The sequence below is a fragment of the Oceanobacillus sp. NCCP-135 genome (assembly GCF_059698015.1).
The window spans coordinates 39253-60165 of the sequence record NZ_BAAKSZ010000019.1; the positions used below are offsets into that span (position 1 = coordinate 39253).

General features: G+C 36.0%; 23 protein-coding genes. 7 read left to right on the forward strand and 16 right to left on the reverse strand.

Annotated features, from left to right (window positions below; all coding sequences use genetic code 11):
• Positions 1–17: 17 nt before the first annotated feature.
• Entirely contained in the window at positions 18–596 is a 579-nt protein-coding gene (locus AC6HVZ_RS13575) for a YitT family protein (RefSeq protein ID WP_497558709.1), read from the forward strand.
• Positions 597–673: 77 nt separating this feature from the next.
• Here AC6HVZ_RS13575 and AC6HVZ_RS13580 read toward each other — a convergent pair whose 3' ends face one another.
• The 3 genes from AC6HVZ_RS13580 to aceB all read right to left on the reverse strand — a co-directional run bounded on the left by AC6HVZ_RS13580 (position 674) and on the right by aceB (position 5166).
• Positions 674–1909, reverse strand: a complete 1236-nt coding sequence (locus AC6HVZ_RS13580) for a murein hydrolase activator EnvC family protein (RefSeq protein WP_497558710.1) — start codon at positions 1907–1909, stop codon at positions 674–676.
• Between the two features lie 375 nt (positions 1910–2284).
• Positions 2285–3565: an isocitrate lyase gene (gene aceA / locus AC6HVZ_RS13585; protein WP_497558711.1), complete on the reverse strand. Its 1281-nt coding sequence runs from the start codon at positions 3563–3565 to the stop codon at positions 2285–2287.
• Positions 3565–5166, reverse strand: a complete 1602-nt coding sequence (gene aceB / locus AC6HVZ_RS13590) for a malate synthase A (protein ID WP_497558712.1) — start codon at positions 5164–5166, stop codon at positions 3565–3567. The genes aceA and aceB overlap by 1 nt, the downstream gene beginning before the upstream one ends.
• Before the next feature lie 717 nt (positions 5167–5883).
• Between aceB and AC6HVZ_RS13595 the strand changes: the two genes are divergently transcribed.
• Complete coding sequence (locus tag AC6HVZ_RS13595) at positions 5884–6903, forward strand: aromatic acid exporter family protein (protein ID WP_497558713.1); 1020 nt, start codon at positions 5884–5886, stop codon at positions 6901–6903.
• Positions 6904–6945: 42 nt separating this feature from the next.
• Here AC6HVZ_RS13595 and AC6HVZ_RS13600 read toward each other — a convergent pair whose 3' ends face one another.
• The 5 genes from AC6HVZ_RS13600 to AC6HVZ_RS13620 all read right to left on the reverse strand — a co-directional run bounded on the left by AC6HVZ_RS13600 (position 6946) and on the right by AC6HVZ_RS13620 (position 10531).
• Positions 6946–7578, reverse strand: a complete 633-nt coding sequence (locus AC6HVZ_RS13600) for a response regulator transcription factor (RefSeq protein ID WP_497558714.1) — start codon at positions 7576–7578, stop codon at positions 6946–6948.
• Positions 7571–8614, reverse strand: coding sequence for a sensor histidine kinase (locus tag AC6HVZ_RS13605; protein WP_497558715.1), 1044 nt, complete (start codon positions 8612–8614; stop codon positions 7571–7573). Before AC6HVZ_RS13605 ends, AC6HVZ_RS13600 begins: the two co-directional genes overlap by 8 nt.
• Positions 8611–9342: a cell wall-active antibiotics response protein LiaF gene (liaF, locus tag AC6HVZ_RS13610; protein WP_497558716.1), complete on the reverse strand. Its 732-nt coding sequence runs from the start codon at positions 9340–9342 to the stop codon at positions 8611–8613. Before liaF ends, AC6HVZ_RS13605 begins: the two co-directional genes overlap by 4 nt.
• Before the next feature lie 181 nt (positions 9343–9523).
• Complete coding sequence (locus tag AC6HVZ_RS13615; protein ID WP_497558717.1) at positions 9524–10159, reverse strand: PspA/IM30 family protein; 636 nt, start codon at positions 10157–10159, stop codon at positions 9524–9526.
• Positions 10160–10177: 18 nt separating this feature from the next.
• Positions 10178–10531 (reverse strand): lmo0954 family membrane protein, encoded by a 354-nt coding sequence (locus tag AC6HVZ_RS13620; RefSeq protein WP_497558718.1) that lies wholly within the window; start codon positions 10529–10531, stop codon positions 10178–10180.
• A gap of 351 nt (positions 10532–10882) precedes the next feature.
• Here AC6HVZ_RS13620 and AC6HVZ_RS13625 point away from each other — a divergent pair, with 351 nt between their 5' ends.
• A complete protein-coding gene (locus AC6HVZ_RS13625) occupies positions 10883–11407 on the forward strand; it encodes an isochorismatase family protein (protein WP_497558750.1) in 525 nt (174 codons plus the stop codon).
• A gap of 247 nt (positions 11408–11654) precedes the next feature.
• Positions 11655–11816 carry a Spo0E family sporulation regulatory protein-aspartic acid phosphatase gene (locus tag AC6HVZ_RS13630; protein ID WP_497558719.1) on the forward strand — a complete coding sequence of 54 codons (162 nt, stop codon included), beginning with the start codon at positions 11655–11657 and terminating at the stop codon, positions 11814–11816.
• A 77-nt stretch (positions 11817–11893) separates the two neighbouring features.
• Here AC6HVZ_RS13630 and AC6HVZ_RS13635 read toward each other — a convergent pair whose 3' ends face one another.
• The 4 genes from AC6HVZ_RS13635 to AC6HVZ_RS13650 form a co-directional block, all read right to left on the reverse strand.
• A complete protein-coding gene (locus AC6HVZ_RS13635; protein ID WP_497558720.1) occupies positions 11894–12028 on the reverse strand; it encodes a DUF6290 family protein in 135 nt (44 codons plus the stop codon).
• 543 nt (positions 12029–12571) lie between these two features.
• Positions 12572–13396: an aldo/keto reductase gene (locus AC6HVZ_RS13640; RefSeq protein WP_497558721.1), complete on the reverse strand. Its 825-nt coding sequence runs from the start codon at positions 13394–13396 to the stop codon at positions 12572–12574.
• A gap of 39 nt (positions 13397–13435) precedes the next feature.
• Positions 13436–14419: an LLM class flavin-dependent oxidoreductase gene (locus AC6HVZ_RS13645; RefSeq protein ID WP_497558722.1), complete on the reverse strand. Its 984-nt coding sequence runs from the start codon at positions 14417–14419 to the stop codon at positions 13436–13438.
• A gap of 19 nt (positions 14420–14438) precedes the next feature.
• Positions 14439–15020, reverse strand: a complete 582-nt coding sequence (locus tag AC6HVZ_RS13650; RefSeq protein ID WP_497558723.1) for a DUF1836 domain-containing protein — start codon at positions 15018–15020, stop codon at positions 14439–14441.
• A gap of 134 nt (positions 15021–15154) precedes the next feature.
• Here AC6HVZ_RS13650 and trhA point away from each other — a divergent pair, with 134 nt between their 5' ends.
• The gene (gene trhA / locus AC6HVZ_RS13655; protein ID WP_497558724.1) at positions 15155–15802 is read left to right on the forward strand and encodes a PAQR family membrane homeostasis protein TrhA; all 648 of its coding nucleotides are present in this window, start codon (positions 15155–15157) and stop codon (positions 15800–15802) included.
• 42 nt (positions 15803–15844) lie between these two features.
• Here the strand turns inward: trhA and AC6HVZ_RS13660 are convergent, their stop codons facing one another.
• Together AC6HVZ_RS13660 and AC6HVZ_RS13665 are read right to left on the reverse strand one after the other, a co-directional pair.
• Complete coding sequence (locus AC6HVZ_RS13660) at positions 15845–16903, reverse strand: M42 family metallopeptidase (protein WP_497558725.1); 1059 nt, start codon at positions 16901–16903, stop codon at positions 15845–15847.
• A gap of 172 nt (positions 16904–17075) precedes the next feature.
• Positions 17076–17255, reverse strand: coding sequence for a YjzC family protein (locus tag AC6HVZ_RS13665; protein ID WP_497558726.1), 180 nt, complete (start codon positions 17253–17255; stop codon positions 17076–17078).
• A 373-nt stretch (positions 17256–17628) separates the two neighbouring features.
• Here AC6HVZ_RS13665 and AC6HVZ_RS13670 point away from each other — a divergent pair, with 373 nt between their 5' ends.
• Both AC6HVZ_RS13670 and AC6HVZ_RS13675 read left to right on the forward strand, forming a co-directional pair.
• On the forward strand, positions 17629–18180 hold the full coding sequence (locus AC6HVZ_RS13670) for a DUF3967 domain-containing protein (protein WP_497558727.1): 552 nt from the start codon (positions 17629–17631) through the stop codon (positions 18178–18180).
• A gap of 131 nt (positions 18181–18311) precedes the next feature.
• Positions 18312–19076, forward strand: coding sequence for a hypothetical protein (locus AC6HVZ_RS13675; protein ID WP_497558728.1), 765 nt, complete (start codon positions 18312–18314; stop codon positions 19074–19076).
• A 60-nt stretch (positions 19077–19136) separates the two neighbouring features.
• Here the strand turns inward: AC6HVZ_RS13675 and AC6HVZ_RS13680 are convergent, their stop codons facing one another.
• Both AC6HVZ_RS13680 and AC6HVZ_RS13685 read right to left on the reverse strand, forming a co-directional pair.
• Complete coding sequence (locus AC6HVZ_RS13680) at positions 19137–19592, reverse strand: ClpX C4-type zinc finger protein (protein ID WP_497558729.1); 456 nt, start codon at positions 19590–19592, stop codon at positions 19137–19139.
• Between the two features lie 87 nt (positions 19593–19679).
• Positions 19680–20903, reverse strand: a complete 1224-nt coding sequence (locus AC6HVZ_RS13685; protein ID WP_497558751.1) for an MFS transporter — start codon at positions 20901–20903, stop codon at positions 19680–19682.
• Between the last annotated feature and the right edge of the window lie 10 nt (positions 20904–20913).

Below are 20913 nucleotides of genomic sequence, written 5' to 3' on the forward strand. Positions count from 1 at the left end.
GACAAGGTGGGTATTTGGTGATCAAAAAAATATGTTCGATATTAGGTGGAAGTTTGTTAATTGCAGCAGGGGTCAATTATTTTGTTATACCAAATCATTTATTGGATGGCGGGATCATAGGGATAGGACTGATAGCTAAATATGCATTTGGGCTTAAAGCGGGACTTACAATTATAGTGTTAAGTATTCCTTTATATATGATTGCCTTCTATTTTAATCGAACCTATTTTTACAATGGCATCCATGGACTCTTGGTATCTTCTTTTTTAATCGACTTATTTCATCCAATGTCCTTTTGGTATCCAGCACCAATAGTAGTCAGTTCAATCATTGGCGGCATTTTCATTGGAACAGGAATCGGCATTATGCTGCTGGCTGAAACCAGTACAGGCGGAACCGACTTAATTGCGTTAATGTTATCCCAACTAACTGCAGTTAACGCAGAAATTTATATTTTTATCATTGATTGTATTATTTTATTAATAGGCTGGTTCTTTATCCCGGAGGTTACGTTTATCTACTCCTGTATTATGGTTGGGGTGATAGGTGTAACCACATCGACTATCATTAATAAGTTCACATTAAAAAAGATATAATTCCCTTAAAACACGTGGGAATTATATCTTTTTAAAATTCAGGAGACTTTTTTAGTGAATCAATCGTTTCCTTCTTATTATAAGTAGTCCATCGGATTTTGCAATGCACCATTTTTATAAACTTCAAAATGTAAATGAACTCCTGTTGAGTTACCTGTGGCGCCCATAACTCCTAATTTACTCCCTTTTTCAACTGATTGTCCAGATTGTACGCTAATGTATGATAAGTGAGCATAAATTGTTTTCATTCCATTATTATGATCGATTACGACTTTATTTCCAAAACTGCCATCATAACCTGCAGATACTACTACTCCACTATCCGCAGCCTTTATCGTACGGTCGCTTGGGCGGGCAATATCAATACCTTTATGCATCCTTCCCCAGCGTTGACCAACATGACTAGAAATGTAACCACCAACCGCCGGCCAAGACAGCTCACCAGAACCACTTGAAGCAACCGCTTTTGTATCCTTTTCACTTAATGTTGTAAGATTGCCATCTGAATTAGTTGAAGATGCTTGAGCAACAGGCGGTGCTGGTCTAGTCGCATCAGCAATACTCTGTTTTACCGATGATTCAAGGGATGCCAGTTTATTATCTTCAATTTGTAATTCTTCTTTTAATGCCAGTAAATCTTTTTCTTTTGCTTTTAAGGTTGATTTCTTTTCTTCATTTAATTCTTTTTGTTTTATAATTGTTGCTTGCATGCTTTCAAGTTCTATTTTCATGACTTTCAATTCATCAAGTTTCTTAATTACTTTATTCTGTTTTTCTTCTACTTCTTTTTTATCTTCTTCTTGCTTTTCCATTAGTGCTGTATCAGATTCAGCAATTTTATTCACTGCTGTTACACGACTGATAAAGTCGCCAAAACTCTTGGCATCAAAGACCACTTCTAAATAACTTATATTTCCTCCACTTTTTTGATAGGAAACAATTCGATCTTTTAAAATTTCGTACCGTTTTTTAATAGCTTCTTCTAATTTAACAATATCTTCTTCCAGTAAATCAACTTCATTTTGAGTATCAGCAATATCGCTTTCTGTATCTGACATCATTTTTTCATTTTCTTTTAATGCTTCATTTACACGATTAATTTCTTTACTCAATTCTTCCAAGTCTATTAAAATATCTGCAATTTCGCTCTCAGCTTCTGATAGATTTGCTTTAATGCTTGAGCGCTCATCTTGAATTTCAGTTTGCTTATTATGTAAATCTTCTAACGTATCCGCATGGGTCGTAGTTCCAAAAAAAGCACTACCTAAACCAACAATTGTAACGGTGGTGACCGCAACTAATGTTTTTTTCAACTTTCTATTCCCCGCTTTCATTTTTCACGACTGCAATTTTTTTCTATGTATGTATACTTCATTAATTGTTTCAATAATTAGCAGGTCGATGATATATATTTTATACTATGTACTCTATTAATCTAGGACAATTGTAGTATAACATTGAAAATTTTCATGCGTGTTATAGTAATATTACAATTATATTTCAATTTTGACATTAAACTTCATCTTTCATTAAAAAAGTGCTTTATCTCACTAGAAGATAAAACACTTTTTGTTGAAAATCGTATTCTTATATTACCTTATGAAGTGATTAGGAAATTTACGGGCTGTTTATTCCCCACCTTCACGTTTGGGATTTCTCACGCTTGGAGGTGGGGGTATTACAGCCCGTTAATGCGTGATAAACTGCTCCATCTCTGTCGATCCCTTTAGGGCAGTAGTTGATGAAGTTCCACCTGAGATAACCTTGGCTACTTCATCAAAATAGCCCGTTCCAACCTCACGTTGATGTCTTGTAGCACTATAACCATATTTTTCACTTTCAAATTCAGCCTGTTGTAATCTCGAATATGCGGTCATACCTTCTTGTTTATAATTTCTGGCTAGTTCAAACATACTATGATTTAACGCATGGAAACCCGCCAATGTAACAAATTGAAATTTATAACCCATTTCACCTAATTTATTTTGGAAGTTAGTAATTTCGGCATTTGATAATTTTTGCTTCCAATTAAAAGATGGGGAACAATTATAAGCTAATAATTTATTTGGATATTTTGCATGAATTGCTTCAGCAAATTGCCTCGCTTCCTCAACATTCGGCTCGGCAGTTTCACACCAGACTAAATCTGTATATGGTGCATAGGCTAATCCACGTGCAATCGCCTGCTTCATTCCTGACTTCGTTTTGAAAAATCCATCACCGGTTCTTTCTCCAATTATAAAAGGGGCGTCGTATGGATCAAAATCACTTGTAATCAAATCAGCTGCATTCGCATCTGTTCTAGCGATAATTAAAGTTGGCGTTCCCATAACATCTGCTGCAAACCGGGCTGCTATTAGATTTCTTACTGCTGTTTGTGTTGGCAATAAAACTTTACCACCTAAGTGACCACATTTCTTCTCAGATGAAAGCTGATCCTCAAAATGTACAGCAGCCGCACCTGATTCTATCATCGATTTCATTAATTCAAATACATTTAATTGTCCACCAAAGCCGGCTTCAGCATCGGCAACAATTGGTGCAAACCAATCAATTTCTTCATTTCCTTCTGAATAATGTACCTGATCTGCTCGTTGTAATGCCTGGTTAATCCTTTTAACTACATTTGGAACACTATTTGCTGGATATAAGCTTTGATCAGGATACATTTGTCCTGCCATATTAGCATCTGCCGCAACTTGCCAGCCACTTAAGTATATTGCTTTCAGTCCCGCTTTCACTTGTTGCACAGCCTGATTTCCAGTTAGGGCACCTAATGCATTCACATAAGTCCCCCCATTAATAAGATTCCATAATTTATTTGCCCCCCTTGTTGCAAGTGTGTATTCGATATCCAGCGATCCACGCAGTCGAATGACTTCCTCCGCAGTGTATGGACGTTTAACACCACTCCAACGATCCTGATTTTTCCACTCATTTCTTAACTTTTCGACACGATCCATAATCATTATTCTTTTCCTCCTTTTAATAATTGTTGATAAGCCGGCAATGTCAAAAAATCTGTAAACACATCTTGCCTGATCAAGTTATCGAACAATGAGGCTGCTTTTTGAAAATTCCCATAAGCAAAAGCATCTTCCCCAATTTGTATTTCTATTTTTTTCAGTTCTTCATCCAATAGTTCTTCAACCAGTTTTAAATCGATATTTCTTCCGTCCTCCAGCTTTCCTTTTGGATGACGGATCCATTGCCACACTTGAGCACGGGATATTTCTGCTGTTGCCGCATCCTCCATTAAATTATTAATTGGAACTGCTCCACGCCCCGCTAACCATGCGGCAACATATATTATTCCAACATAGATATTTGTCCTCAACCCCCGCTCTGTAATAACTCCTTTTGGAACTTGCACTAAATCAGCTGCTGTTACTTTTACGTCTTTTCGTTTTCTCGAAATTTGGTTTGGTGTTGGCATTTCTTTATCAAATATATCTTTTACAAGCTGCACCATGCCCGGATGAGCCACCCACGTACCATCATGACCGTCTTTTACTTCTCTTACTTTATCCGCACGAACTTTAGCAAACGCTTCTTTATTTGCTTTGTCATCGTTTTTTACCGGAATTTGCGCAGCCATCCCACCAATTGCAGGAGCATTTCTTTTGTGACATGTTTTAATTGCCAATAGTGAGTACGCTCGCATAAACGGAACTTCCATTGTCACTAGAGAACGATCTGGTAAAATTACGTTGGGATCACTTTGGAACTTTTTGATAAAACTGAAAATATAGTCCCATCTTCCACAATTCAACCCGGCAGAGTGCTCCTTTAATTCATATAAAATTTCATCCATTTCAAAGGCAGCTGTTATTGTTTCAATTAAAACAGTTGCTTTAATCGTTCCTTGCGGGATGCCAAGATCATTTTGCGCAAAAACAAACAGGTCATTCCAAAGACGGGCCTCTAAGTGGTTTTCAAGCTTTGGTACATAAAAGTATGGACCTGTACCTTTCTGGATTAATTCCTTTGCATTATGGTAAAGATATAATCCAAAATCGACAATACTCGCTGACATCGGTCGTCTATTTACAGTCATATTCTTTTCCTCAAGATGCAATCCCCTTGGTCTTACCATTAATACAGCCGTTTCTTCATGGAGAGAATATTTTTTTCCGTTTTCTCCTTCAAAGTCAATTTGCCCCCGGATTGCATCTTTTAAATTGATTTGTCCTTGGATTATATTTTTCCAGGTTGGGGATGTTGCATCTTCAAAATCAGCCATAAACGTTTTAGCACCGGAATTTAAAGCATTTATTATCATTTTTCTGTCAACAGGTCCTGTAATCTCAACTCTGCGATCCTGCAAATCTTTCGGAATAGGATCTATCTCCCAAACTCCATCACGAATAGCTTTCGTTTCTTCCAAAAATTCCAGTTGTTTTCCATCATTAAATTTTTGCTGTAATTGTGTCCTTATTTCTAATACACTTCTACGTCGTTCATCAAAGTGAACATGTAATTTTTCCAAAAATTCCAATGCTTCAGGTGTTAAAATTTCTTCAAACCGCTCTTCATTTTCAATTTGTAATTCAGTATTCTTCATAAGCATAACCTCAGCTCCCCTCTGTTATATTTCAGAAAATAATTTAATCATTTGTTATATAACAATCCAGACAAAAAAATTAGTCTTCCTTCTTTGACAAGCAATACTCACATTCCATTAAATAATCCCCTGCATCTACTTCTTTACCACATTCAGGACAAGTTACTAGAGTATCAGCCAATATCTTCACCACCTTTTATATAACAGAATAATAATATATATTATTGTTATAAAACAGTTTATGCGACTTTTTAAAAAATTGCAACCCTTTTTTTAAGAAATATTTAAAAATATCCTAAATTGAATAGTCAGAATTATGGTCTAATAACGATCCAGCAGCAATTACCACTAATTTAGTAAATTATTTTGTTATACTATTTTCCATAAAGCTTTATATAGGCTGTTTTCTAAAAAAATGAGTATGTGCTCTGCTCGTCCCATCGAGAGCCATTGTCGAAAGAGCTTTGACCCTGCTAGCCCCAGGCTGAAGCTGTGCCGCTTAAAAAGCAACGGTTCGCAGTAGAAAGCATCCTGCAGATCTATGGCAGTTAAATCCACTGTGAAGATTATGGTACAACAGTATTTTGGTGGACAGAACGAACTGCAGTCCCAATACTGACGAAAAAAGATCTTTTACAATACGTGCCTTTTTATATAATAATGATTATTTCTGGAAAATATAGCTGATTAGACTTAAAGTATTGAGTGGGAGGTGCTGTTTTCTTGAAGAAGTTTGATTTTATTGGGGGACGTGTTATAAAAACAGGGGTTGCCATTTTTCTCACGGCATGGATTTGTGAGCTACTGAATTGGCCACCGGTATTTGCTGTCATCACTGCAATTGTCACATTGGAGCCCACAGTTGCTGATTCGATTAAAAAAGGATTGATCCGTTTTCCAGCATCCGCCATCGGCTCAGCTTATGCTGTTTTCTTTATTTCTATTTTCGGAAACTCTCCACTCACGTACACACTTGCAGCTGTGTTAACAATTGCAACATGCTTTCGACTAAAACTACATGCAGGGCTGCTTGTCGCTACACTTACTGCTGTTGCAATGGTAGAAGTGATACACAGTAATTATTTAATTTCATTTTTTATTCGATTAGGAACAACAACTGTTGGACTTCTTGTCTCAACAGGTGTCAATATGTTTGTCTTACCACCCGATTATACTGCCGATATCATAAAGAACATTCAAGGTATAGGGAAAAAAACAGGCACAGCTGTTGAAAAAGTTTTTCGTGATATTCTCAAGAATAATCACGAGCAAGATGTCGCAGAAAAAGAAATGATGGAACAACTGGATACAAAAATTTATCAAACGGAAACCTTGATTCGTTTTCAAAAAGACGAAGCAAAATATCATCCGCTTGTTGGAAGTGAAAAGGAAAAATTCAGCTATGCTCAGGATCAATTGATGAATTTACGTTTAATTAATTATCATATTGGCAATTTAATTAACACGCCACTACAAACGATTTCATGGACAAAAAGTGAAAAAGATATCATCTTACTAGCTGTCAAGGATTTAGCGGATAGTTTGCAAAAGCCTGCATTCTATAACCCCGAAAAACATAAAAACCAATTAAATCAATTAACGGAGATTTTTTGGGAGGATAATGAGAGTATTACAAAAAATAATGAGAAGCATCCAACCAATTTCACACCCGAATTGATCGTTTTATATGAGTTATTGTCAATTTATAATCTAGTTGCAAAGTTTTATGGGAAATCAATATAAATCTGGTCTCATAGACATTTGACCATCATCTATAGGCAAGTTTTATTTTATCAGATCATGCTTAAATGCATAAATAACAGCTTGTGTTCGATCCTGTACTTCCAATTTTCCTAAAATATTGCTCACATGGACCTTCACCGTTTTAAGTGCAATGAATAATATATCTGCAATTTCCTGATTTGTTTTCCCCTGTGCCACAAGCAATAAAATTTCCATTTCTCTTTCTGTTAATTGATCATGCAGGTTTACTTCTGGTTGACTGCGCATTCGATTCATTATTTTCCCTGTTACTTCAGGCTCTAAAATGGATTGTCCTTTATGGGTGGAACGAATTGCTTTTGCTATTTCACTGGCTTTGGACGTTTTCAGCATATAGCTCGTTGCACCAGCTTCCAGGGCTGGATATACTTTTTCATCATCCAAAAAGCTTGTAACTATGATGATCTTAGCTTCAGGCCATTGTTCAATAATTTGCCTGGTTGCTTCAATTCCGTCCATTTTTTTCATTACCAGATCCATTAGTATGATATCCGGCTTTAATGATAATGCCATGTCAACAGCAGGTCCTCCATCATCCGCTTCTCCTATCACATCAATATCAGGTTGGGCTGACAAATAAGAAGAAACACCGATTCGCACCATTTCATGATCATCTGCAAATAACACTTTAATCACTCGCCTCATCCTCTTTCTTCAGGTTAGGTATCTTAACTTCTATACGTGTACCTTCATTTGGTAAACTGATTACCTTAAAGTTTCCACCTACTTCATATGCCCTTTCTCGCATATTTTGCATCCCGTAGGAACTGGTTTTAACTTTTTCAATATTAAACCCAATTCCATTATCGACCGTTCTCAAAATCACTGTATCATCCCGTTCGATTAACATCACATGAAAGGAGGTTGCTTCAGCATGTCTCAGTGTATTTGAGACAGATTCCTGCAAGATACGAAACAGCTGATCTTCTACTCCTTTATCAACCGTAAAAGGCTCAACCTTCCAGTCAATATCCATTGGCACTTTTTGGGTAAGCTCAACCAATAATTCCTGGACACCCTCTTGCAGTGACTTTCCTTTTAGTGCGACAGGGCGAAGGTGGAGCAGTAATGCACGCATTTCAAGCTGTGACTGATGAATCATTTTTTCCACCATGAACAGCTGCTTTTTCATACCTGCATCCTTTGGTGGATTTGATTCATTAATGGCTGACATCATCATGGATGCAGCAAATAACTGCTGGCTAACAGAGTCATGTAATTCCCGTGCCAGTCTATTTCTTTCCTGAACGACAATTTCCTGAAGACTTTTTTCCCGTTCATTTGCTCTTTCTGTAGCTAACCGTTGCGCATTTTCTGTTTGTAATCTAATTTTTTCCTGTATTTGCTCCAGATAGTTTTGAATATTATCCAGTTCTTTATATGTTTCATCATCTGTTGTTAATTTTTGCCCTTTCATGATTTCACCCATTTGTTTTTCAATTCGATGCAATCGCTGCCGCCAATAAACTCCTGTGACGATGCCAACGATGAGACCGGCGGATAGGGGGACAATTAAAACCACTAATAAAAAAGGAATTTCTCCAATTTTATACGCCAATACGCTTGACCAGTCATCCCCTATGAATAAGGCTAATGTTATACCTACCATAGTTATTGAAATTATGATGCTGAATAATACTGCGGTAAAAACCTGACGCAAAATGGTATTCATATTCGCTTCACCTCGATATCTCCGGATAACAATGATGTAATTATTTTTACCCGAGGCAAAGTCGAATCATATTTTTCAGTTTGGTAAAAGAGTGATTGATTCATCAATTTCCAGTTATGCTGTCCTAAAATATGGGCACGGCCAAAAATAGAACTGTGATGAATACTCACTTCCACCTCGTATGGTACATAAATATCAATATTCCCAACAAGATGGCGAATGGAGATCACAGTTGTATCATTTGGAAGAACCGTATTACTCAAATCTATTACCCGATCGCCAAATGCTCCATGTATATTAATATCTCTCCATTGATAGGCTGTATCTTCCGTTGTTTGATCAGCAAAGAATTTATGATCAAATAATGGTTTCACCTTTACAACTGGATCAATAATAATCTCCTGGCCGGTTGAGAGATTTGGTTTTATAAATTCTGCTTCTTTTTTTGATTTTGAGTAATTAATGATAAATAGAACAATCGCTGCAATAATTAGAAAACGTACTGCAAGCATATTTAAGACAGCAAATACCGCACCAACTATACCAAGCCAGAATACAATTTTACCCCACAGGCGATTAAATTTTTTCCAGCCAACATAAATAAGCGCACCTGAAAATAAGGCCGATGCAATCATACCACCATGGAAAAATGCAAGCTCAATAACAAAGAGGATCACGCCAATGATCAATATCCAATTTAATGTATCTGTATCTAATCGCTTGAACATATGGGTGATCCACCTTTCTTCTTTGGTTAACATAAGCTCCTGAAGTCAAGAAAATGCTATATTCGCTATTGTCGGCTCCCGGGAGAAGTAGCCTCCACTTTTTATGTAAAACAGACGCAATTAAATGCGCCTGTAAATAAATATAACATTATTTAATTTTTTTCTATAGGTTTTTGACGAGTTAAGCCTGGTTTGTCTTTTCATTCATTTCTTTTTCCAGTTTGGCAATTTTGCTATCAAAGGTGCTGCGGTAAAAAGAGCTGTTCACTTTATACTCCAATCCTTCGATATATTGCTCCATTTCGGCAAATTTAGAGAATGGCTTGTCAGATGCTTCCTCTACTACTTTATTAATTTGATGATTGGCATGGGCAATGTTTTCACGTCCCATTAATTCCATCCGACGCAGGTGCATGTCCTTCAATTTATGTTTCATATCCTCATATTTTTGCTCCAGCAATTCAAGTTGCTCCACTGCTTCTTCACGAGAAGTCTTCATCCGATCTGCCCGAAGCTGATATTCCTCATGTTCCTTCACAGCAAATTCATGCATTTGCTCTTCTCCAGCTTTTTCTGCAATTTCAGCTTGTTTCAACCGTTTGTCAGCAAGATCCTGTGCTTTATGGTATTCTCTCGTAAATTCATCTTTTAGTTTATACTGACGGTCAACCAGCTTTCTTACTTTTTCTTTTTCCTGCTCACTTTGTCGTAAATAGTGATTTAATGCTGCAATCGGGTTTTTTTGTTCTTTTCTATCCATCATGTCATGAAGATCACCTGCAATGGATTCTTTCATACGTGTAAATATATTAGTCATTTGTATCTCTCCTTTTAATTAATTATTTATTTCTGCCCATTGACGCTCAAAGTTTTTAAATGGATCATCATCATCCATTTCATATACAACTGGATCACTATCATCCTTTTTCCAGCTTGTAAAAATTAAATACAATACATATGCTGCAGCAACGCCAATCACGGCAAATATGTTAGAAAAGGTAATGCTGAGAACAATCAATCCTAATATGACCCAGCCGATTTTCCCTGAAGTTGAATCACTTTTTATGAATTTCTTGAAAATCACATACAGTAACCAGATGCTGAGGCCTAACAGGATCATTGGTCCGAGGTTGGCCAACAAAATGAATAGGGCAATTAACCCTCCAACAAACAACATGAATTTTTTCATTTATTCCGCCTCCTTTCTTTATCTTGATTCCATCTTACCTGGAAAACCAAGCCTCTGTAATGAGCCTGAGTAATATTTCGGACTAGGTCTCAGGACTTATTGGGGTGTAGGTATGTATCTTTGATTAGCCGGTTTATGCTTGATTTTAAACAGTTTTGTCCTTGAGATTTCTAAGTTCTACGTGAATTACCGGAGCGGTATCTTATATCGCAATTTATATTCAATGTAATGTTTATCTAAAGCAACATAAATTACGATTGTGCCTTCATTATAAAAAGAGCCTTAAATATTTATTAACACTTAGCAGGAAACAGATGATTTATGTCGAACGTTAAAAATAGAGGTGAGAAAATGAAAGCATTACTTGTTATTGATGTGCAAAATGGAATAGTTGAATTGGGTGATTTTAATGAAGAAATATCATTAATGGAGAATGTAATTCAGGATTTTAAGGAAAATGATGAGCCAGTGATTTTCATTCGGCATTTGGAGGATCAGAAAGAAAGCCCACTATATAAAAATGGTGATGGCTCAGAACTGCATAATTCACTTCGTCAATATGCTGATCATGTAATTGAAAAGCAGACACCAAGTGCTTTTTTCAAGACAGACCTTGCAGCGAGACTTGAAGAATTGGAAGTGGATCATCTATTTATAATAGGATTTAATACGGAATTCTGCTGCCAGTTCACTGCAATTGCGGCATATGACCGTAGCTTTAAAGTAACATTTATTGAAGATGCAACCGGAACCGTTAATAATGATGAAACATATGAGATGAAGGGATTGGATATTAGAGACTTTGTTGGCACCGTACTGCATTGGTCTGATGTGATTGAAGTATTGGATTTTGAGGAATATGAAGAGGAATATTAGAAAACTTAATATTCGCTAAAGGAATCCTGAAAGCCTGTTTTGCTTTCTTAAAAAACCCTTATACTCTGCCGATTTTTTTATGTTTTTTGATTATCACCAGCCAGGTGCTCACATGCTTTTGTAGCAAAGAAAAGATATCTTATGATTTACCGAAAATTAATTTTCTTTTTAACTTACCATTGAAAATTTTGATAGATTGGAGTAACCTCTGTAATTGTGTGACAAAATAAAGAAGAGGTTATTAACTATGAAATCGAAAAAGGAACTACTCTATAAAATTGAATCTTTGAAGGCAAAAATGATTCAATCTGGAAAAGAAAACGGCATTAATCATCCATTAACTGTCCAAGTGAGTCAAAAACTAGATGGGTTATTGAATGAGTATATGAATTTAAAACAGAAAAAATAGAGCGATACAAAATAGCACATAAAATAGAGCGTATTATTTTGGTTCTAACCCAATTACCTATTCACGAACTTGTTCTATCATAAATAACAGGCATCTTCTACTTGTAAAACGGAGGAACGGAATAATTCCGATATGCTAACATTATTTACTTTTGCATATTCTTTAACTAATTTTTCTTCCTGATCATTCAAATGTAATGAAATTATAGACATTAAATTACCTTCTTCGTATTACATTACAATACACATAACTGAAAAAATCATCTAAAATATTGCCCTCATTACAGTTAAATTGTGATATTAATTTAAATATACAGTTTATTATTACTTTTAAATATGCAATTATACATTTACAAACAAAGACTGAGCAGGAGTGCAGGAGTTTTCCTTTAAAATAGTGTTACACTAATGTATTCGTACATTTAATGTGCGAATACATTAGAAAATAGTTCCTTTTTGGTTACATGTAAGTGATGGGATACGCCCGAGTACTTAATAGTGTTGTAAAATGTTTTTCGCTTGATTCTTTATAAATAATTTTCAATTTCAATCATTTCTATAAATTCAGTTACACGAAACCATTAATTTAAGAAAATCCTTTTGAGGACTTTCTTAAATTTGGTTTTCTAATAAAAAATCCTGCGTTTAACAGGATTCTTATCAAACCTTTATTCCAAAGCTATAGCTATTCACTAAGTCAAAGCAAAAGCCTCAATACTCGTTTGAGACTCAAAGACAATCTAACAACTTTTACGGTCAGCGGTCATGATTTTCACTGGGAATAGCATTATGTCTTTCGTTACGATCCAGGGAAGCTATTTTTTCCATGTCTGCTTCACTAAGTTCAAAATCAAATACATTTAAATTTTCTTCCATGCGTGATGGTGTTACTGTTTTCGGAATTACAACAACATCTGATTGAAGATGCCAGCGAAGAATGACTTGAGCTGGTGTTTTTCCGGATTGTTCTGCTATTTCCTTTATCAGGCTATTTTCCATCACCTTGGTACCGTTCATTAATGGACTGTAAGCTTCTACTTCAATGTCATGTTCCCTACAAAATGCCTTGAGTTCTTTTTGTTGCAGGTATGGATGGCACTCGACCTGGTTGATAGCTGGTTTCACTTCACACTCATCCATGATTCGCTCTAAGTGTTCGATATCAAAATTACAGACGCCGATTGCTTTTGTGCGCCCATCCTTATATAATTTTTCCATTGCCTTATATGTTTCTACGTACGTGTCAAACTTTGGTGTTGGCCAGTGAATCAAATATAGGTCTACATAATCGAGACCCAGTTTTTCAAGGCTTGCGTCAAATGCTTCCAGAGTATTTTCATAACCTTGATCACTATTCCATAATTTTGTTGTAATGAAAAGCTCCGCACGAGGCAGGTTACTACTTGCAATTGCTTTTCCAACTCCATGTTCATTCCCGTAAATTTTTGCAGTATCAATCAATCGATAGCCGGCTTCCAGCGCCTGTTCCACCGCAGTAGTTGCCGCATCATTAGGTACTTTCCATACACCATAGCCCAACTGTGGGATTCTAAGTTCATTATTTAGTGTTTTATATTGCATAAGATCGCTTCCCTTCTTGATTTTATTCTATCATAAAATCTAAAATAGTTTAAATTCTCTGGCAACCAATTCATAGGATTTTCTTCTGGCCTCATAGCTATGTGTTATCGTAACAATCATAAACTCATCTGTTTGGTATTTTTCCTGGAGTTCTTCAAGCTGATCCTTTACCTCGCTTGGATTACCTATTATCATGTTTTTCTTCATGTTCTGTATCATTGATTTTTCCTCATTGGAGTAATCAAATGCTTTAGCTTCTTTTATAGAAGGAACGCCACCTTTTCCTTCTCCTTTTGCTTGTTGAGCCTTCCATAACTGACTGCTGGTGCTGAGTTCTTCGGCTTCCCCGGTTGTTTCAGCACAAATAACCGAAACTGCGATAAGTGATTGTTTTGCCTGAGAATCTTCCAAGTATTTTCTGACAATGGAAGGTCCATCCTGATCGGTCATAAAATCACCAAACGCATAAGCTATTCCTTTTTCCGCTGCTAAAATCGCACTCTTTTCACTTGTTCCGAGCAGCCAGGGAACCGGTGAAGTTTCTGGAATAGGTGTCGGTTTTATTTTTGAAAACATATGCTCAGCCGGGAAACGATGATCTAAAAAGGCTAATAAATCATCCAGTGTTTCCGGCATTTTACGTACCTGCTCAAGAAAATTATCCGATAAAGCCATCGTTACTTCCGCAGAACCACCAGGTGCACGCCCTATCCCTAAATCTACCCTTCCTGGAAATAAAGTTGCCAGCATATTATATCTTTCTGCAATGTTAAAAGCTTTATAATGTGGCAGTAATACAGCACCTGAACCAATCCGGATGTTTTCAGTTTGGGCACCAATGATACCTAGAATGATATCAGGTGCGGGACTTGCCAACCCTGGTAAATCATGATGCTCAGCAACCCAGTACCTCGTATATCCTAATTCATCAGCAAGCTTTGCAAGCTCAATGGTAGCAGTCAGAGCTTCCTTAGGAGTTGCTCCAGTAGATATCGGTGCCTGATCAAGAATACTCAATTTCATCTCATATACCTTCTTTCTATTAATCATCCTTTTTTGTTGTTCCCAGTTCATCAATGATATTCTCTGCTGCCCTTCGGTAAAAATTACTCATGCTTGTAAACGTTGCTGCAAGTAAGAACTGTTCCAAATACTGTTCATCATTATCTTCCAGTTTAACGACTTTGTTAGTTACTTCTTTTTTATGTTCATGAAGATCCTTTTTAAACATTTCAATATTGATATCAAGCAACTGAAGATAACAGTTATAGAGGCTTTGCAGATCAAATTCATGATTCATCATTTTTGTATTCAGTTTATCCAATGTCTGTTTTACATCATTGATCGACAAAGCACCTTTCAACTGATAAATCATGCTTATCAGTATTAAATGGTCTTTAGAATATTTTTTGTTTTTGATTGAAAAAAATAATTTCCCTTTTGCATAGTTATTGATCATTGTTTTTGTTAAAACTTTATCATCCTCTTTGCGTTTAGTTGCTGAAAACTTTTTTTCAAATAGTTGAATTACCTGATCCATATACAAATCCAGATCCGGTATATCTTCTAAGGATAATCGGGTATCAAGGTGTAATTCTTCAATTAATTCATTCATATTTTTCATGTTAAAACTCCAATTAGTTATTTGAGTCTATTATACGATAAATTCTTTTTTTGGTAAACATTGACTACATGTTGAAATGAGTATATCATGATCATATAGTTTTAATAACTACATAATATAAAGGTGTTGATAAATTGGGAGCTTATATTCGGGAACCTATTAATGGATTTACTCATTTGTTTGGAGCAGTTCTATCTGCGCTGGGATTAATAGCCATGGTAATGAAAGCATCAACTGTAACAGAATCTGCACTAGCTATTACTGCTGTCGCTATTTTTGGTATAAGTATGATCCTGTTGTACGCTGCTTCAGCTACATATCATATGGTTGTTGCAAAAGATCATATAATTGCGTTTCTACGCAGAATTGATCACTCGATGATTTTCGTGCTAATTGCTGGAACATATACACCATTATGTCTGATCAGCCTAAATGGAGTAACAGGCTGGGTTTTATTTTCGGTGATAAGCAGCATTGCTTTAATCGGGGTTACCTTTAAATTGGTCTGGTTCCATGCACCCAGATGGTTATCAACAGCCTTATATGTTGCGATGGGTTGGATCGTTGTTTTCTTCAGCTCTTCCCTTGCACCAGTTTTAGGAACCAATGGAATGCTTATGCTAATTATTGGTGGGTTAGTGTATACAGTTGGTGCACTTATTTATTGGTTAAAACCAAAATTTTTATCATTTAAACACTTCGGCTTTCACGAGATATTTCATATATTTATATTAATTGGAAGCCTGTTTCATTTTTTATGTGTTTATTTGTACGTACTTTAATAAAACGAACTTACCAGCAGTTTGGTAAGTTCGTTTTTCTATTTAATAAGAAACCATATCTGACAGAACATAATGATACAATAATTGTTCCGTATTATTCAATGAAGTTTCATGCGTTCTTTCATAGGCATGTGATGAATCAATCCCAGGTCCAATCAATCCATGAATGATATCATGGCCTGCCCGGATAGCTGCAGAAGCATCTGATCCGTAATAAGGATAAATATCCAATTTATAACCAATCTCATTTGTTTCTGCAAGTTTGGTGAGATGTTTTCTGAGCTCGTAATGATATGGCCCACTTGCATCTTTCACACAAATGGAAACGGTATATTCATCCGTTGACTGGCCGTCCCCCATTGCCCCCATGTCAACTGCCAGATACTCAACTGTTTCAGGTGTAATATTCGAATTTCCACCATAACCAATTTCCTCATTATTCGAAATCAGAAAATGAGTCGTGTATGGCAAGGTAATATTTTCATGTTTCAATCTTTTTATCAGCTGCAGCAGGATGCCAACACTCGCTTTATCATCTAAATGGCGGGATTTAATGAAACCTTTATCTGTCTGTTGCATACGAGGATCAAAGGAAACAAAATCTCCTACCTCAATGCCTAGCTCCCGAATTTCATCTGCATTTTCTACCTTCGCATCAATACGAACTTCCATATTTTCCTGATTGCGTTTTGCTTCACCGGCATTTTTATATACATGAACAGATGTTTGATGCATCAAAATAGTTCCCGTGTACACCTTGCCACTGGTCGTGTGGATTTCACAGTACTCCCCTTCAATCGCATTATATTTAAACCCACCAATCAAATCGAGGCGAAGTCGACCATTCGATTTTACTTCCTTCACCATGGCAGCAAGTGTATCTACATGTGCAGTTAGCATTCGATGTTCATGATTATTTGCACCAGGCAATGTTGCGATTAACCCGCCTTTGCGATTACGCTTTGTTTCCACTTTTAATTCTTTCAAATAATCCTCTACAAATTGAATTACTTTTCCAGTATTGCCTGTAGGACTTGGTATCAAAACTAATTGCTTTATAAGCTCCTTCGTTTCATTCACATTTGGATATGTACTCACCATAATTACTCCTTTCTATATCTTGGACATGTCTATTTTAACGCTTATAAACAGGGATTAATAGTATAATGATGATTTATTATGAAAATATGGAAACATAAATAACTGCACTAAGAGATTGGAATTTTCTCCTAGCGCAGTTATTAAACTTATATTACTGAGTAACGGATAAAAATTAATGATTTTTATCATATGTCCAAACCCTATTATGATTCTTGGTTTGTGGAAACTTTTCTCCTGCTTTAAGCTCGATTATTTTGGGGTCATTTACATTACTGCCTGTTTCTCCAATTTCCATATAAACACCATTATTCGGTGCTTTTTGCCCAACACGAAAGTGACTATATTCACCCACTGGAAACCCTCCTTATTCATTAATTGATGCTGCAAAAGATTTCTCCTGAATTATTTTCTTCTTATTTAAAGTAATTATGTAAAATGTTTTTTTATAAAGTGAAACTTCATTCAGTGGGGGTTTACTTTTCTCCCCCACTGAATGTTAGCACCGCACGGTATGACCTAAAGGCCCTTGAACCAATCGGGCCGTTACTAGCTGTTGAATCTCCCACTTAGAATTTTAATGTTTCCTTAATTCTTGAAGTGGAAGTCTTACAACCAGTTACAGTGCGATAAAAATAAGTTATACAAAGAACTGTGTTGCTAAATTCCTAATAAATTTAGAGGAAAATCACATGCAGATGTTGAATTAATTAAATGGGGGTGATAATTTGGGTAGTGAAGCCGTAACGACCGAAAAGGCCTATTCAACAAGTGAGATTGCCGCAATGCTAGGAATAGCTGTTCCTACTGTCAGAAAATATGCACGGCAATTAGAAGCAGTTGGTTATGACATTTTAAAATCGAAAAGCAATTCCAGACTGTTCGTTGAAAAAGACATTATGGTGTTAAGGTATCTAAAAGAATTACGAGATAAGTCAAACGTTACAGTGGAACAAGCCGCAAACATTGTATTGAAGCGGTTTGATAAGGATCCAATACAGACCGAAGCGCCAAGCGTCACACCTGATATTGAACGATACAGTAAGCAATATGATGAGTTAAAAGGGTTAATCATTTATCAAAATGAACAAATTGAAGCATTGCATAAAAAAATGGACAAACAGCATGAATATATTGAATTCCGTCTCAATGAACGGGACAAAATTTTAATGAAAACAATTAGTGAACGCTTGGAAACACAGAAACAAATTGCCGCTGCTGAGGCAGAAGAAAAAGCAAATGAAAAGAAATCATTTTTCAATAGATTATTCAAAAAATAACGAGTGCCTCTTTTCGCTTCCGTTTATGGGGCGAATTTTATTTTTGCTTTTGCTGCTTTATTGAACAATAGTTGAACAATGAATATGTATTTTTTTATCTCAAGATCAAATAATACTTTTGAGGTGCTAAAATGAACTTTTTTCGAAGTTGTTTCGTTATTATCCTTAGTTTATTAATGGTAAGTTGTGTTATAACTCCATTGTCGAATGTGGAAGCATCTGTTACTCCACATGATTTAAAAAAGGCAAATGAGGAGTTAAAAGAACTAATAAAGAAACTTAGGCAACAAATTGACAACCTGGAACCTCCTGATCCGGTAACTATTCAAGACCCACCGTGGCAAGAGCTGCCTTTCCCATCAAAAATAGAATCAACTGCAGAGGTACTTCATAACGGAAATCAAATTCCTTTTGATGTAACAGTGAATAAGCCTGATTATGAAAGACCCGTATATGAAGAACATTGGCACAGTTCGGTTAGTGGTGGAAGATGGAGCTATGTTCCTGACCGGATACACTATGCGCTTCACCGATTGTTTACCACATATGATATTGGTATGTCTTCCTTGTATGACTTTGAGCATAATATTGGCCTTTCCATTCCAATGTTCCAGGATGAAAAGGCACTCGATTTGTATATTGTCGCTTTTCAAACGGAAGTAACCGCTGTATTTACAAAAGGAAATCAAGTTGTGGTTGTCGGTAATCCAAAAAGAAATGGTGTACAAGTAATTACAATTACCACAGCAGATATAAATCCTTTAGATAAAGAGGAAAATTTACTTGTTCAATTATCAACACAAAAGGGCAATGAAATAGACTATTCCCTTATTTCGTACATTCCACCAGACTTTTGGGAGAAACAAAATGAAAAATTAAAGGAACGTGAACGTTAAAGATGCCTTGAGCGTCTTTTTTTATGTTACCATTCTTCCAGTAATGCCTCGTTTGTTTAATCACTTTATCTTTGTATGAATAACATCGGCTCCAAATTGTAGACATTCACCACATATAGAAACTCCAGGTCCCATTGCCAATTCTCCAACTTCTTCCTTGTTCCTGAGACAGAAAGAACAAGTATCGAGATGTTCAGTGTTATTTGGTTGTGATGTTTTTTCAACTGCACTATATAATTCATCAATTACAGTTGGCTCAATATAGTCAAAATCCCCTTTTAACTTCAACACAATAGTTGTATAAGCAATCGCCATTCCTTCATAGAAGCGTTGTCTATCTAGCTGTTCGCTACTTTTAACTTTTTCTTCACACATCAAACTTAGTTTTTCTAACTCTAAAATAACATCTTCAATTTTTGCCCCCCCGAAATGTTTTGTTACGAAAATCTTTATCCATTCAATCACCTCTCTTTTGTATACATTTGTATACACCTTTAAAAAAAAATTCTTATTCAATATCCTTTACCATTAATTGAGCAAGGGTGCAATCTCTTGTTTAGGGAAACTCTACCCATTAACCTCAAAGCAACAGACCTTTCCCCACTAAGAAACTATTTTTTCTTGACTATTTTCTTCATCAATGAATTTAAAATATGGTAAACACATTCCTACTCCTGATACAACAATAATGATTAGACCGATTAAGAGATACAATGGCCTTACTCCCAACATTTCACTAAATATCCCACCTATAAGCACCCCCATTGGCATGGCTCCTCTTATAATTAATAAACGAACTGAAAATACTTTTCCCATGAGGCGATTTGGTACGGTTTGTTGGCAGATAGTCGTATTATGAATATTAAAAATAGCCATTACAATTCCACCAATAACTTCTGTTGTTATTGCTAAAGGGATACTATGGATAATACAAAGTGCCATGAATGTCATGCCACCTATGAAAAGAGAACCGAGCATGAGAAATCTGCGGCTTTTATATTTTATTTTTGATACCAGTATAGCACCTATTATGTAGCCAATGGGAAAGCCCGCCATAAAATACCCATATTCAGCATAGGTCCCTCCTAAAACTTCCGTAATATATGGAAGTGTTGTAACCATAGTCACTCCCACTCCAAATTGAACAAATGCTAGAAAAACCCCCAACCATACAATAATCGCCTGTGTAAAGAAAAAAGAAATTCCTTCTCTAAAATCAGAAACCCAAGTTTTTCGTACTTGCAGTTGGTTTTTCTGTTCCTGAATGAAAAGTAATGTAATCCCACTCATAATAAGTAGCAAACTTACGAGCATTAAGGTAAATGGAACACCAATATACTCGATTATTACTCCAGCCATTATTGGAGATAAAAAGGTCATTAAACGGACAGTTCCATCAATGTATGCGTTCGCTGACTGTAATTGTTCTTTTGTTACAATAGTCGGAGTAATCGCATGATTTGCTGGGACATAGAAAGGTGTGAATAATCCAATTATCCCTTGAACAGCATAAATATGCCAAACCTCAAGATAGCCTGATAGTAAGGCAGCAAGAGGGATGATAAATATAATTCCCCTTGTCCATTGTGAGAGAACCATAATCCATTTTCTGCTCCAACGGTCTATATAGGGACCGATGAATAGTTGAAGAATTAGTGATGGGATAAAATACAAAAGCCACATACTTCCTAATGCTAAAGTAGAACCGGTAATTTGGTATATTAGAATAGAATTACAAAATGTTCCAAAGGCACCGCCTAATTCGGATATTCCATTTCCTAACCATGTTGAAACAAACGAACGGTTTTTAAATATAGATGAATTCATAAGCTCTCCT

Excerpts from the sequence above, each read along its gene's own strand:
- aceA (WP_497558711.1), bottom strand. The coding sequence starts at position 3,565 with ATGATTATGGATCGTGTCGAAAAGTTAAGAAATGAGTGGAAAAATCAG.
- aceB (WP_497558712.1), bottom strand. The coding sequence starts at position 5,166 with ATGCTTATGAAGAATACTGAATTACAAATTGAAAATGAAGAGCGGTTT.
- AC6HVZ_RS13605 (WP_497558715.1), bottom strand. The coding sequence starts at position 8,614 with ATGAATACCATTTTGCGTCAGGTTTTTACCGCAGTATTATTCAGCATC.
- liaF (WP_497558716.1), bottom strand. The coding sequence starts at position 9,342 with ATGTTCAAGCGATTAGATACAGATACATTAAATTGGATATTGATCATT.
- AC6HVZ_RS13615 (WP_497558717.1), bottom strand. The coding sequence starts at position 10,159 with ATGACTAATATATTTACACGTATGAAAGAATCCATTGCAGGTGATCTT.
- AC6HVZ_RS13620 (WP_497558718.1), bottom strand. The coding sequence starts at position 10,531 with ATGAAAAAATTCATGTTGTTTGTTGGAGGGTTAATTGCCCTATTCATT.
- AC6HVZ_RS13625 (WP_497558750.1), top strand. The coding sequence starts at position 10,883 with ATGAAAGCATTACTTGTTATTGATGTGCAAAATGGAATAGTTGAATTG.
- AC6HVZ_RS13630 (WP_497558719.1), top strand. The coding sequence starts at position 11,655 with ATGAAATCGAAAAAGGAACTACTCTATAAAATTGAATCTTTGAAGGCA.
- AC6HVZ_RS13635 (WP_497558720.1), bottom strand. The coding sequence starts at position 12,028 with ATGTCTATAATTTCATTACATTTGAATGATCAGGAAGAAAAATTAGTT.
- AC6HVZ_RS13640 (WP_497558721.1), bottom strand. The coding sequence starts at position 13,396 with ATGCAATATAAAACACTAAATAATGAACTTAGAATCCCACAGTTGGGC.
- AC6HVZ_RS13645 (WP_497558722.1), bottom strand. The coding sequence starts at position 14,419 with ATGAAATTGAGTATTCTTGATCAGGCACCGATATCTACTGGAGCAACT.
- AC6HVZ_RS13650 (WP_497558723.1), bottom strand. The coding sequence starts at position 15,020 with ATGAAAAATATGAATGAATTAATTGAAGAATTACACCTTGATACCCGA.
- AC6HVZ_RS13660 (WP_497558725.1), bottom strand. The coding sequence starts at position 16,903 with ATGGTGAGTACATATCCAAATGTGAATGAAACGAAGGAGCTTATAAAG.
- AC6HVZ_RS13675 (WP_497558728.1), top strand. The coding sequence starts at position 18,312 with ATGAACTTTTTTCGAAGTTGTTTCGTTATTATCCTTAGTTTATTAATG.
- AC6HVZ_RS13685 (WP_497558751.1), bottom strand. The coding sequence starts at position 20,903 with ATGAATTCATCTATATTTAAAAACCGTTCGTTTGTTTCAACATGGTTA.